The sequence below is a fragment of the Pseudomonas sp. CIP-10 genome, assembly GCF_020911845.1.
Lineage (GTDB): Bacteria > Pseudomonadota > Gammaproteobacteria > Pseudomonadales > Pseudomonadaceae > Aquipseudomonas > Aquipseudomonas alloputida.
Window position 1 is genome coordinate 4,290,348 of sequence record NZ_CP087160.1, and the last position, 12,118, is coordinate 4,302,465.

General features: G+C 63.1%; 11 protein-coding genes. 4 read left to right on the forward strand and 7 right to left on the reverse strand.

Annotated features, from left to right (window positions below; genetic code table 11):
• Positions 1–11: 11 nt before the first annotated feature.
• The 5 genes from LMH93_RS19340 to LMH93_RS19360 are packed head-to-tail and all read right to left on the reverse strand — an operon-like array spanning position 12 to position 3,858.
• Entirely contained in the window at positions 12–842 is an 831-nt protein-coding gene (locus tag LMH93_RS19340; protein ID WP_070096347.1) for a DUF2797 domain-containing protein, read from the reverse strand.
• Complete coding sequence (locus tag LMH93_RS19345) at positions 839–1,099, reverse strand: YeaC family protein (protein WP_003247224.1); 261 nt, start codon at positions 1,097–1,099, stop codon at positions 839–841. The genes LMH93_RS19340 and LMH93_RS19345 overlap by 4 nt, the downstream gene beginning before the upstream one ends.
• Positions 1,100–1,112: 13 nt before the next feature.
• Positions 1,113–2,000, reverse strand: coding sequence for a rhomboid family intramembrane serine protease (locus LMH93_RS19350; RefSeq protein WP_003247223.1), 888 nt, complete (start codon positions 1,998–2,000; stop codon positions 1,113–1,115).
• Positions 1,997–2,968 carry a metallophosphoesterase gene (locus tag LMH93_RS19355; protein WP_003247221.1) on the reverse strand — a complete coding sequence of 324 codons (972 nt, stop codon included), beginning with the start codon at positions 2,966–2,968 and terminating at the stop codon, positions 1,997–1,999. Before LMH93_RS19355 ends, LMH93_RS19350 begins: the two co-directional genes overlap by 4 nt.
• Positions 2,968–3,858, reverse strand: a complete 891-nt coding sequence (locus tag LMH93_RS19360) for an NAD(+) kinase (protein WP_003247220.1) — start codon at positions 3,856–3,858, stop codon at positions 2,968–2,970. Before LMH93_RS19360 ends, LMH93_RS19355 begins: the two co-directional genes overlap by 1 nt.
• On the opposite strand from LMH93_RS19360, the gene LMH93_RS19365 reads away from it, so the two are divergent.
• On the forward strand, positions 3,857–4,879 hold the full coding sequence (locus tag LMH93_RS19365) for a DUF1853 family protein (RefSeq protein ID WP_047604542.1): 1,023 nt from the start codon (positions 3,857–3,859) through the stop codon (positions 4,877–4,879). The genes LMH93_RS19360 and LMH93_RS19365 overlap by 2 nt on opposite strands.
• Before the next feature lie 162 nt (positions 4,880–5,041).
• Entirely contained in the window at positions 5,042–5,587 is a 546-nt protein-coding gene (locus LMH93_RS19370) for a cytochrome b (protein WP_003247218.1), read from the forward strand.
• Here the strand turns inward: LMH93_RS19370 and LMH93_RS19375 are convergent.
• Both LMH93_RS19375 and LMH93_RS19380 read right to left on the reverse strand, forming a co-directional pair.
• Positions 5,578–6,471, reverse strand: coding sequence for a 1-aminocyclopropane-1-carboxylate deaminase/D-cysteine desulfhydrase (locus tag LMH93_RS19375; RefSeq protein WP_019752186.1), 894 nt, complete (start codon positions 6,469–6,471; stop codon positions 5,578–5,580). The genes LMH93_RS19370 and LMH93_RS19375 overlap by 10 nt on opposite strands.
• Before the next feature lie 236 nt (positions 6,472–6,707).
• The gene (locus LMH93_RS19380) at positions 6,708–8,744 is read right to left on the reverse strand and encodes an NADPH-dependent 2,4-dienoyl-CoA reductase (RefSeq protein ID WP_230064467.1); all 2,037 of its coding nucleotides are present in this window, start codon (positions 8,742–8,744) and stop codon (positions 6,708–6,710) included.
• 326 nt (positions 8,745–9,070) lie between these two features.
• On the opposite strand from LMH93_RS19380, the gene LMH93_RS19385 reads away from it, so the two are divergent.
• Together LMH93_RS19385 and LMH93_RS19390 are read left to right on the forward strand one after the other, a co-directional pair.
• Positions 9,071–10,303 (forward strand): TULIP family P47-like protein, encoded by a 1,233-nt coding sequence (locus LMH93_RS19385; protein ID WP_230064468.1) that lies wholly within the window; start codon positions 9,071–9,073, stop codon positions 10,301–10,303.
• 25 nt (positions 10,304–10,328) lie between these two features.
• Complete coding sequence (locus LMH93_RS19390) at positions 10,329–11,972, forward strand: TULIP family P47-like protein (RefSeq protein WP_003247214.1); 1,644 nt, start codon at positions 10,329–10,331, stop codon at positions 11,970–11,972.
• The last annotated feature ends 146 nt before the right edge of the window (positions 11,973–12,118 follow it).

Below are 12,118 nucleotides of genomic sequence, written 5' to 3' on the forward strand. Positions count from 1 at the left end.
GCAGGTCCTTTTTACTGGAGCACGGCCAACTGGTAGGCCGTGTACTTGCGAATATTGATCACACCGGTGTCGAAGATCAGGTACTGGCCCTTGATGCCCAGCAGCGTGCCCTCGGCCACCGGGTCCTTGTCGAGGTTGAAGCTGACAATCTTCTTCGGGTACGCCTCGACCGGGTAGTTCATCTGCACCACTTCGGCGTCCGGCAGCGGCTGGATCGCCTGCAGGCCAAAGCGCCCCTGCAGTTCGCGCAGGCCGTCGGCGCAGGCTTCGAAGACCTGCTCCCGGATGGCCGGCAGGTCGAGCACCTCGGCATCGCCCTTGAGCAGCGTGCGCCAGTTGGTACGGTCCGGCACCTGGCTGCGCAGCACGTCTTCAACCAGGCCCGATTGCTGCCGGGTGGCCACGCGCATGATCGGCAACGCCTGGCTGGCGCCCTGGTCGAGCCAGCGGGTGGGCAGCTGGGTGGCACGGGTGATGCCGACCTTGATCCCCGACGAATTGGCCAGGTAGACGACGTGGTCGGTCATGCAGAACTGTTCGCCCCACGACGGCTCCCGGCAGGTGCCGGCGTCGTAGTGGCATTTTTCCGGGGCCATGATGCACACATCGCACTGGGCCAGCTTGGTCATGCACGGGTAGCAGTAACCCTGGCTGAAGCTGGTCTTGGTGCGCTTGCCGCAATGGCTGCAATGAATGGCGCCGAGGTATTCCAGGCGCAGGCGCTGGCCGATCATGGGGTTGACCGGCACCTGCGTGTCATCCAGGCGGAAGCTGTACTGCACCACCGGTGCCTGCAGGCTTACCGCCATCTTGCTCAACGAGCCACGTGCGAGTTCGATCAATGTACCGAGTCCGACTTGAACAGAATGTTGGCGATGGGCGCGGACTTCGACGCGCACTCCTGCGGGCCCATGTAGCCGGTGCGCTGGTCTTCAGGCAGGTTCTTCATCTCCCAGGCGATGACCGCCTGCAGCGACAGCTCTTTCTGCTCGGCGGTGAGCTTGCGGCCATCGGACCATTTGCCGATTTCCACGGCCAGTTTCAGGCTCTGGTAGATTTCCGGGGTAATGTTTTCAATCATTTGCGCGAAAGTGGACATAGTGTCTCCTGATTCAAGCCGACAGTTTACGCCGGGCCAGCGCCCCACCCAAGAGCCCGGTCAGGCATCCGATGAGCAGCCCGCCGACGTGGGCGGCATTGGCGATCTGGCCAAGGCCGAGCGTGCCGACCACGCCGGTCAGGCATACCACCAGCCAGATCAGCATCATCACCAGCACGCCCTTGGGCAGGTTGAAGTAACGGTCAGGCGCCAGCCACTGGTACAGCCAGATATGCCCGAGCAGGCCGTACAGCACGCCGGACAGACCGCCAAACAAGCTCGGCCCACTCGTGTAGTGCTGGGCCAGGTTGGACACCAGGCTGAACAGCAGGGTCAGGCCCAGCAACGCCCACGGGCCCTGGCGCAGTTCGATGCGTTTGCCCAGCTCCCAGTACCACAGGCTGTTCATGGCCAGGTGCAGCACGCCGAAATGCAGCAGCATGGGCGATACCAGGCGCCACCACTGGCCGTCATCCAGGGTTTGCGCCAGCGAGGTGAAGTACAGGTAGTCGCCCTGGACACGGAAGTCGAGGAAGGTGAACCAGCTGATGGTGGTGAAGTTGTCACCAAGCCCCGTAAGGCCGGCGACGATGAAGCACAGCAGCAGGATGAGGGTGGTGATTTTGCAGGCCTTGGCCTGGGCTGCCAGAGAAGGCTGTGTGGGGGCATTCGCGGGTGAACCCGCCCCTACAGGGTCGGCGCTGGCCGGCAGGTCGGCGTTGCCGTCGGGGTAGCGCTGGTAAAGCTGCAGCACATCTTCGGCCAGGGTGTCGGGAGCCCAGAGAACCTGGGCATCACCCTCCTCGCTGACCCGGTGCGGCACCTGCAGGCGTTGCAACAGGTGGACGAAGCCGCTGAGGTCGACCGACAGCGGCAGGCGCATCACTTCGATAATGTTCATTGGTTGGCCTGTGGGCGGTCGACGTCGACCCAGACGAACTTGTGTGGGTCGATACGGGTTTCATCATCCAGCCGGTAGGCGACCAGCTTGCCGTAGAGCACGGCGCTGTAGTCCAGGCAGGCCAGGTTGGCGCGGATCGGTGCCGGGCGGCCGCTGCGCCAGTAATGCCCGACGAACAGCATCGGCTGGTCTTCGTCATAGCGCAGCAAGGCGTTCTTCTGGCTGTGGCTGAGCGGGGTGCTGGCCACTTCCTCGGGCAGGGCATCGGGCTGGAACACGATGTCACCGTAGGTTTTCGGGTCTTCTTCCCAGAACTTGGTGCGGAAGAACGCGCGGGTCAGGCCGTCGCCGCCGGTCAGCGTCAGCCCGTCCGGCAGGCGCATGTCGGTACCACGCAACAGGCGGTTGCACACCGTGTCGGCAAAACTGCCACTGACCGCCGAGGCCTGGATGAAGTGCTCATCGATGCGTCCGTCGGGGTATTGCCGGCGCAGCGGCTCGATCAGCCGCGGGTCCCAGCAGGCGTGCACCAGACGGAAGCGCCCTGCGTCGATGAACAGCGGCAGCTGGTAGAACCAGTTGACGAAATCGTGCCAATCGCCGGGGTGTTGGGCAAACTGGGTCAGGGTTTCGTCGATCAGCCGGGCATGCCGCGGCGTGTGTTCGCGGACATAGGCCTTGCCGCTGCCAGGCAGCGCCGGGGTGACCCAGCCCAGGGCATTGTATTCGTGGTTGCCCATGATGCAGAACGCCTGGCCGGCTTCGACCATGTCGTGGACGATGTGCAGCGCCTCACGAATGCGTGGCCCGCGGTCGACGATGTCGCCAAGGAACAGCGCCTGACGTCGCGGGTGGCGCCACACGCCAGCCACGCGCTTGTATCCGAGGGCGTCGAGCAGGCGTTCAAGGGTCAGTGCACAGCCGTGCACGTCGCCGATGATGTCAAAACTTCGCGCCGGATCGAGCATCAGTCGTCACTGCTCCCCAGGCGGCTGCCCCAACCCAGTTTGGTGCGGCAGACCTCGTAGTAATTGTGGTCCAGCGGGTGGATCAGGCGCAGCTTTTGCGGCTTTTTGCTGACCGTGATGGTGTCGCCTGGGGCGCACGTGAAGTGGTTCTGGCCGTCACAGGACACCTGCGGGTAGATCTGCAGGTCCTTGGACACCACGATCTTCAGCTCGCTGTTGCCGTCAACCACGATCGGCCGACCCGACAAGGTGTGCGGGTACATCGGCACGATGACGATGGCATCGAGCTTGGGGTGCATGATCGGGCCACCGGCCGACAGCGCATAGGCGGTGGAGCCGGTGGGGGTGGCGACGATCAGGCCGTCGGCCTTCTGGCTGCAGACGAACTGGCCGTCAATGTAGATCTCGAACTCGATCATGCGCGTGGACTTGCCTGGGTGCAGCACCACGTCGTTCAGCGCATCGCCCTGGCCGATGGCCTCATGGTGGCGACGCACCTCGGCCTGCAGCAGGAAACGGTTTTCTACCAGGTAGTGGCCGTCGAGCACTTCGGCGACCTTCTGTTCCAGCTCGTCGGGGCGGATGTCGGTGAGAAAACCCAGGTTGCCACGGTTGATACCCAGCACCGGAATGTTGTGCCGGGCCAGCGCGCGGGCAGCGCCCAGCAGGCTGCCGTCGCCGCCGACCACGATGACCAGGTCGCAGACCTCGCCCAGCAGCTTGCGGGTGGACGTCTGCAAGCCATGACCGGGCAGCACTTCGGCAATGGTGTCCTCGAGGATCACGTGCAGGTGGCGATCGAGGAGGAATTTTTTCAGTCGGCGAATGGTGTCGAGCACCTGCGAGCTGCCAAGGCGACCGATGATACCGATATTGCGAAATTGCTCCATGGGGCTCCTGCGAGGCTCTGCGGCGGGTGACGATGCGCCGATTATGGGCGAAACCACCGGGCAGCGGCAAACCGGCTATGCTCGCAGGATGACGCCATTCGCCCAGCTTCACGACCTGCCCCGACAACTGCAGCACTCTACCGTGCGTGACCTGGCATGGGCCCTGTTGTCGCCGCCCCTGCTCAGCGCCCCGCCCTGCCCCCAGCGACACCCGCTGGCGGGCAGCCTGTGGGCGCAGCAGCCACAACGCCTTGAACAATGGTTGCGGGCCCTGGATGCCGATGACCGACCGTTGCGCGAGTGGCTGGCGCAATTGGGCAGCCGGCGCCTGGGGCATTACTACGAACGCCTGTGGCAATTTGCCCTGGGCCAGGCGCCAGGCATCGAGCTGCTGGCCGCCAACCTGGCGATTCGCGACGGCGGGCGCACCTTGGGCGAGCTCGACGTGGTGTTGCGCGACTGCGACGGCGTGCACCACCTGGAACTGGCGATCAAGCTGTACCTGGGCCCGGAAGGCGCCGGGCACGATCCCCATGCCTGGCTGGGGCCAGGTTGCCATGACCGGCTGGGGACCAAGCTTGCGCACCTGGCGGGGCACCAGTTGCCCATGTCCAAGGGGGCGCACAGCCGTCAGGCGCTGGCCCAGCTAGGGGTGGAGCAGGTGCAGGCGCAAATGTGGCTGGGTGGTTACCTGTTCTATCCACGGCCTGGGCATGCCGAGTCGCCGGAGGGCGCCAACCCGCAACATTTGCGCGGGCGCTGGCTTCGTCGGCGGGACTGGGTGATGGCCGAAGGCGAGCGTTGGCAGCCGCTGCAGCGGCATGCCTGGCTGGCGCCGGCTAGGGTGGCGTCAGGTGAGTGCTGGCAGGCGGAGCAGTTTGCGGCGTGGCTGCATGTGCTGGAGCAGCAGGCACCGGCGCAGTTGCTGGTACGACTGGTGCCTGATGCCGAGGGCGCCTGGCAGGAGGCAGAGCGGGTGTTTCTGGTGGCTGATGACTGGCCGTATCTGCCCGGTAACTGATGTCGCCTGTTCCGGCCCCTTCGCGGGCCCGCCCGCGAAGAGGCCGGTGGCTGGCAACACAATTTTCACAGACCCAGCGCAAAGATTCGTTTCTGGTAACCATTACAATGGTGCCTGAGCGCCAGCAAGAGCGCCTTTCCGACCTGATGACGAGGACCGATCATGGTTTCATCCAACCCCGCGACCCATTACGCGCGCCTGTCCATCGCCCTGCATTGGCTGATGCTGGTGCTGCTGGCCGCTGTCTATGCACTCATCGAACTGCGTGGCCTGTTCCCCAAGGACAGCGTCGAACGCAACCTGATGAAGGACCTGCACTTCATGCTCGGGCTCAGCGTGTTCGTGCTGGTCTGGCTGCGCCTGGCCATGCGCCTGAGCCGCCCGACGCCGCCCATCGTGCCAAAACCACCGGCCTGGCAGACTGGCCTGGCGCACCTGATGCACCTGGCACTGTACCTGATGATGATCGGCCTGCCGCTGGCCGGCTGGCTGATCCTCAGCGCCGCCGACAAACCGGTGCCGTTCTTTGGCCTGGAGCTGCCCCATCTGATCGGCCCGAACCCGGACCAGGCCAAGTTCATCAAAGGCTGGCATGAGCGTATTGGCAGCTGGGGCTACTGGCTGATCGGCCTGCATGCACTGGCCGGGCTTTACCATCACTATGTGCAGCGCGACAACACGCTGTTGCGCATGCTGCCTTACAAGTAACCGCGTCGCCCCTGCAGGCCGCCTGTGTGCACGAAGATCAGGCGGCTGCCGGGCTTGAACAGCCCGGCAGCGACCTGATCACGCAAGGCCAGCAGAGCCTTGCCGGTATAGAGGGCTTCGAGCGGCACGTCAGTGTGCTGCTCGCAGTCGGCGATGAACGTCAGTAGCGCATCGTCGAATTTTCCGAAACCGCCACGGCAGGCGTCGTGTAGCTGGTAGCCGTGCGTGCCGGCCAATGCTGCCACCGTCTCCGGCACCCCATGATCCCTGGGTACGGCCAAGGCGCCGTGCACGGCATGCGCCCCTGCCTCCGCCATTACCAGCCCGGCCAAGGTAGTCCCCGTTCCGGCAGCCAACCACCAGGCGTCGTAGTCTGACCACCCCAAGGCCGAGATTTGCGCGCGCGCCTGCTGCATGATCAGCGCGCAGCCCTGCGCACCGGCCAGCCCGCCGCCCCCTTCGGGGATGCAGTGCCAGCCTGGGTAGCGCGCCTGCCAGGAAACCCAAAAGCCTGGCTCATTACGCGCACGGTAGCCGCCGTAGCCTAGCCAATGCAGTTCCATGCCCAGCGCCTGCAGGTCACGCACGGTTGGCGTGTCCTGGGCATGGCCGCGTAACAGGCCGACGGTGGCGAAGCCGAAACGCTTGCCGGCAGCGGCCAAGGCGTGCAGATGGTTGGAGTGGTTGCCGCCAAGGCTGATCAGGCCTGGAGCATGGCTGGCGCCGGCCTGTTGCAGGTGGTGGCGTAGCTTGAACCACTTGTTGCCGCTGATCAGCGGGTCAATCAGGTCCAGGCGCAGAGTGGCGGCCTGGACCTGGGCTTGCCGCAGCCAGGGCAAGTCCAGAAACTGCAGGGGGGCTGGGGGGAGGTCGAATACATGCATGGATCGCAGTGTACAGGGTAATCCCGTAAGCGCTTGTAATCGATGAGTCACCCCCGCCGAGGCTTCACAGTGCCAGGGTGGCTCGACACAGGCATCGATACCCCGGCACAGGCCGTCGTAGGAGCGGGTTCACCCGCGAACACCGGCAAAGCCGGTGCCATCCACCGCGTCACCTGTTTCGCGGGCATACCCATAGATTAAGGCGCAGGTGTCGGGTTCACGCAGCCCCAACGACCTCAGAGCTCAGCCGCCAACCGCGAGCCTTGGTTGATCGCCCGCTTGGCATCCAGCTCGGCCGCCACATCCGCGCCACCAATCAGGTGCACCGACTGCCCCGCCGCCACCAGCCCTTCCTGCAGCTCGCGCAGCGGATCTTGCCCGGCACAGATCACCACGTTATCCACCGCCAGCACCTGCGGCTCGCCGCCGTCCACACGAATGTGCAGGCCGGCATCGTCGATAGCCAGATACTCGACGCTGTTGAGCATCTGCACCCCCTTGTTCTTCAACCCGGTGCGGTGAATCCAGCCGGTCGTCTTGCCGAGCCCGTCACCCACCTTGGATTTCTTGCGCTGCAACAGGTACACCTGCCGCGCCGGGGCATGCGGCTCGGCCTTGATCCCGGCCACACCACCTCGCGCCTGAAGGTGGGTATCGATGCCCCACTCTTTCCAGAATGCCGCTCGGTCCTGGCTGGTGGCCACGCCCTCATGTACCAGGTACTCGGACACATCGAAGCCGATACCTCCCGCGCCAATCACGGCCACCGACTTGCCCACAGGCTTGCGCTCGAGCAGCACGTCCAGGTAGCTGAGCACCTTGGCATGCTCCACGCCCGCAATGGCCGGGGTACGCGGGGCGATGCCGGTAGCCAGGATGATTTCATCAAAGCCGCCGCCCACCAGTGCCTGCACATCCACGCGGGTATTCAGGTGCAGGTCGACGCCCGTGCTTTTGACCTTGTTGCGGAAGTAACGCAGCGTTTCGAAGAATTCTTCCTTGCCCGGCACCCGCTTGGCCACGTTGAACTGGCCACCGATTTCGCTGGCGGCGTCAAACAGGGTCACCGCGTGGCCCCGCTCGGCCGCCACGGTGGCCGCCGCCAGGCCAGCCGGGCCGGCGCCGACCACGGCAATGCGCTTCACCGTACGTACAGGCAGGTAGTTGAGTTCGGTCTCGTGGCAGGCACGCGGGTTGACCAGGCAACTGGTCAGTTTGCCGCCGAAGGTGTGGTCCAGGCAGGCCTGGTTGCAGCCGATGCAGGTGTTGATTTCATCCGCGCGACCGGCAGCGGCCTTGTTGACGAAGTCCGGGTCGGCGAGAAACGGTCGGGCCATCGAGACCATGTCCGCATCGCCCTCGGCCAGCACCGCCTCGGCCACCTCCGGGGTGTTGATGCGGTTGGTGGTGATCAGTGGAATGCTCACCACGCCCCGCAACTTGGCGGTGACTTTGCTGAAGGCCGCACGCGGCACTTTGGTGGCGATGGTCGGAATACGCGCCTCGTGCCAACCGATTCCGGTGTTGATCAAGGTAGCGCCGGCCTGCTCGATGGCCTTGGCCAGCAACTCGATCTCGTCCCAGGTGCTGCCACCCTCGACCAGGTCGAGCATCGACAGGCGGAAGATGATGATGAAGTTCGGCCCTACCGCGCCACGCACCCGGCTGACGATTTCCACTGCCAGGCGCATGCGGTTTTCATAACTGCCGCCCCAGCGGTCGGTGCGGTGGTTGGTGTGGGCGGCGAGGAACTGGTTGATGAAGTAGCCTTCCGAACCCATGATCTCGACACCGTCGTAACCGGCACGCTGGGCCAGCACGGCACAATTGACGAAGTCGGCAATCTGCTTCTCGATACCCTCCTCGTCCAGCGCCTTGGGCTTGAACGGGTTGATCGGCGCCTGGATCGCGCTAGGTGCCACCTGGCGTGGGCTGTAGGCGTAGCGCCCGGCATGCAGGATCTGCAGGCAGATCTTGCCACCGGCAGCGTGCACCGCCTCGGTGACGATGCGGTGCTTGTCGGCCTCTTCCTCGGTGCTGAGCTTTGCCGCACCGGAATACACCCCGCCTTCATCATTGGGCGCAATGCCGCCAGTGACCATCAGGCCAACGCCACCGCGGGCGCGCTCGGCAAAGTATGCAGCCATGCGCTCGAAGCCGCCGGGGCGCTCTTCGAGGCCAGTGTGCATCGAGCCCATCAGGGTGCGATTGCGCAAGGTGGTAAAGCCCAGGTCCAGCGGGGCAAGCAGGTGCGGGTAGCGGTCGGCGGCCATGGAAAGGTCCCCTGATGGCGTGATCACGGATTGCGGGCACCTCACTGGGTGGCGGGCCCCGTCGTTTGTCTGTCTGCGACATTAAACAGCCGTTTGAATTGCCTCAATGATCAAAACTGACAAGTTAATGATCGTGATGAACAGTAGAGGCAGCGACTGCCGGGAAGGCTCCAGAACTTCAGCGCTATAAGGTTCGCCTGGCTTGATCGCCAAACAGTCTCCTCGCGCATTTGCCAGACAACGCGGCTCTGCCAGACTCTTCAAGCACGTTTGATCATCCACCCATGGAACGTGGCGCCTACTCAGTGCGCCCGGAGGGTTCGCTCATGCTGACAAAAGGATGGGACACCATCAGCATCGTTCGCCAGGGCAGCGTGAACAGTGACCTGGCAGCCAGCTGGAACAGCCTCGACCACGAATTTTCCTATACCTCGGATGAAGGCTACGCCTGCCACGGGGTGTTCGACTGCTGGTCGATCATCAACGGTGGCGGCGGTCGCTTGCTGCGCCTGCGCATGCCTATACGTTCAGGTTTTTTCGAGGCCAGTGGCACCAGCCGCTCGCTGGCCGGCGCGGCTGCCATCATCGAGGTCACCCTGTCGCTGTTGCCACAAGGCAACGGCCAGGTGCAGTTGAAGTCGGCCTTCCTGCACAAGGCCGGAGACACTCAACCCCTGCAGGGCGACGAAGGCGGCTGGCTGCGCGGCATCACCCTGCAAGACCCCGACGGTTCACTAGGTCCTTTCGCCTCCGTGGTGTTGGACTGCATCTGCAACTACCTGGTCGAGCATCCCCGACAGTTCACCCATACCTTCGCGACCATCAACTTCAGCAAAGCCACTGCCCCGGAATGGGCCAGACCGCGAAAATGTACCTATGCGTACCTCGATTCAGGTTTCCTGGCGATCATGGCCGTATGTACCGAACGCGACATCAGTGGGCTGCCACTGGATATCGATGTGTCGGGCATCAGCCAGGGTGGACAGTCGAGCTACGTGCTGTCTCCACGCATGGTCCTGGAGCATCTGGTACTGCCCGGGCTGCTTCAGCTTTACCAGGGTGCCACGGCGCAGGACTACCGCTTCGACAATACGCAAATGGTCAACATACCGACCTTGCGCATGAAGGCCATCAAATCAGGGGCGATCTGGTACACCCCCGTTGTCTTCGCCGGTTGCAACCCTGCACGAATGCTCGGTGACTTCATCACCGTCGACTATCAGGGCAACTGTGACCTGCACGCAGGTATCGACATGAAGTGGAACGGCTGGCTGAGGATGAAGCTGGTGCTCGATGGCAACACCATCAACTTCGTCAAGCAATCATCCGACTTCAGAAAGGAAGTGCATATTCCCTGGTACCTGGCCTGGCTCTCGCCCATCGTCAGCCTGATCACCCACATCGTCGCCGCTGTGATCTCCGATGACCTGATCAGCGCCATCGCCGCGCGCGGCGGCTCGGTCAAGGCCGACACCATCGATTGCGTGTCCTGGAGCAACGACACCCATACCGCTTCGTCGAGCTACCTCGCCGAGGCCCTTGTCATCAACTACGTGTGACCCCACCAACACAAGGAGCCGTATCATGAGCAATGAAAGCAAGGTCATGCTGTCCGGGTTTGCCCAACCCATCTCGCTGCGCCTCGATCACCTCAATGAAACCGCGCGCCAGACCCTGCGCGAATCGCCCCTGTACCGCAACGCGGCGTTTGTACACAGTTCCGAAGACACCTTGCGCGCCGCGCAGCTACTGACCAATGCCGGAACACTGGCCAGTACGGTCACGACCAATGGCTGGGATACCGTGAGCATCTGCCGGGTCTCTGCGCTCAACCAGCGCATTGCCCTGGAAAAAACCTACCCCGCCAGCATAGACGCCGGGGTCGACAGCTTCTCGCTCAAGGCCGACTTCGACGCCTGGTCGATTACCACCGGCGGCGACGGACGCAACGTCAAGGTACGCATCCCCTTCGGCTCGGGGACATACAAAGGCCTGAATGGCAAAACCTACCAGGTCCAGGGAATGTCTGCGGATGTCTACGTCAAGCTCAGCTACTTCCCGGCGCCCAATCCAGTATCGGCTTCAGACGGGACGTATGAACTGCAAGTCAACACCCAGGCAACGGACCCGGATGACCCGATCGCTGCGGTGATTGCCCTGAGGGACCCGAACAACGTCTTGAGCGGCATTGACCAGAGCGTGATGCGCGGCGTACTCGAAGACTGGCTGAACCAGCCCGAGAACCTGAAGAAGTTCGACACCCTGTTCAGTACCGTACTGATCAACAACATGGGCAAGGAAAGCGAGGAATTCAAATGGCTGCGCGCCACCTCCATGAGCTATGCCTATACCGACAAGAACACTGAGGAAAGCAGCATCTTCGGGGTGCTGGCCATGACCAACGAGCGTGACTCCACGGGTTTGCCGAACCAGTTGCCTGCCGTGATGCTGGCTGCGGACAACAATGCCAACTTCCTCATCAGCCGGGAGATCTTCGTCAAGTACCAGTTGCTGGCGGCATTGCCGTTCATCTTCGAGGGTACCACCGCGGCCAACTTCACCCTGGATTCAGCGGGCACATCCATCACTGCCAACGACCTGAAGCTCGACAGCGTCAAGTTTGGGGCCATCACCTATCATCCCGTGGCCGAAAAGTTCGATATCAACTTCGACGAGTCCTATATCCGCACAGAATGCAAGGTACGCACCGATATCTCACCGGGTATCGTGGCCTATACCCGTATCGTCACCAAGCAGACGCTGCAACTGGGCGTCAACGACAAGGGCGAACAGGTGATGGTATATGCCATGGTCGGAGACCCGGATGTCCAAAACACGACAGACATCGCCACCTGGGTGGTCGTCACCGAAGCCATTCTAGGCGCGATTGCCGCCGTGGCCACCGCCGTGGCGGGTGGTGTGGGCGGCAAGGTGATGGCGTTGATCGTCGGCATCATCGCAGCGTTGGTGGTGGCCATTGTCAGTATCGTCATCCACGTGATCATCGAGCGCGTGGTGGCGGGTGGTGTAACCAACAACATTCCGTCCATAGCGCCCATGGTCAAGGTGGCGGCGAACCAGGTCAAATGGCCATTCAGTGAACCGGATGCCTTTGTCCTGACCGACATCACCTACTCCGGTGCGCTGATATTCGGTGGCTCGCTGAAGTTGCTCGAGAAATTCTGCATCCAGGACAAACGTCTCGCCCTGGCGACGCTGGCCGCCTGACCCTGCCAACACAACCCCGGGCCTCAACGCCCGGGGTTCCTTGCACGCCCATCGCCATTCCTTTGGTATGATCAAAAGTCGATTGTGCATGGATCCATGCAGTGCGCTGCTCAAACCGATCACAAGGCGCGAGGTTGCGGCTTCAT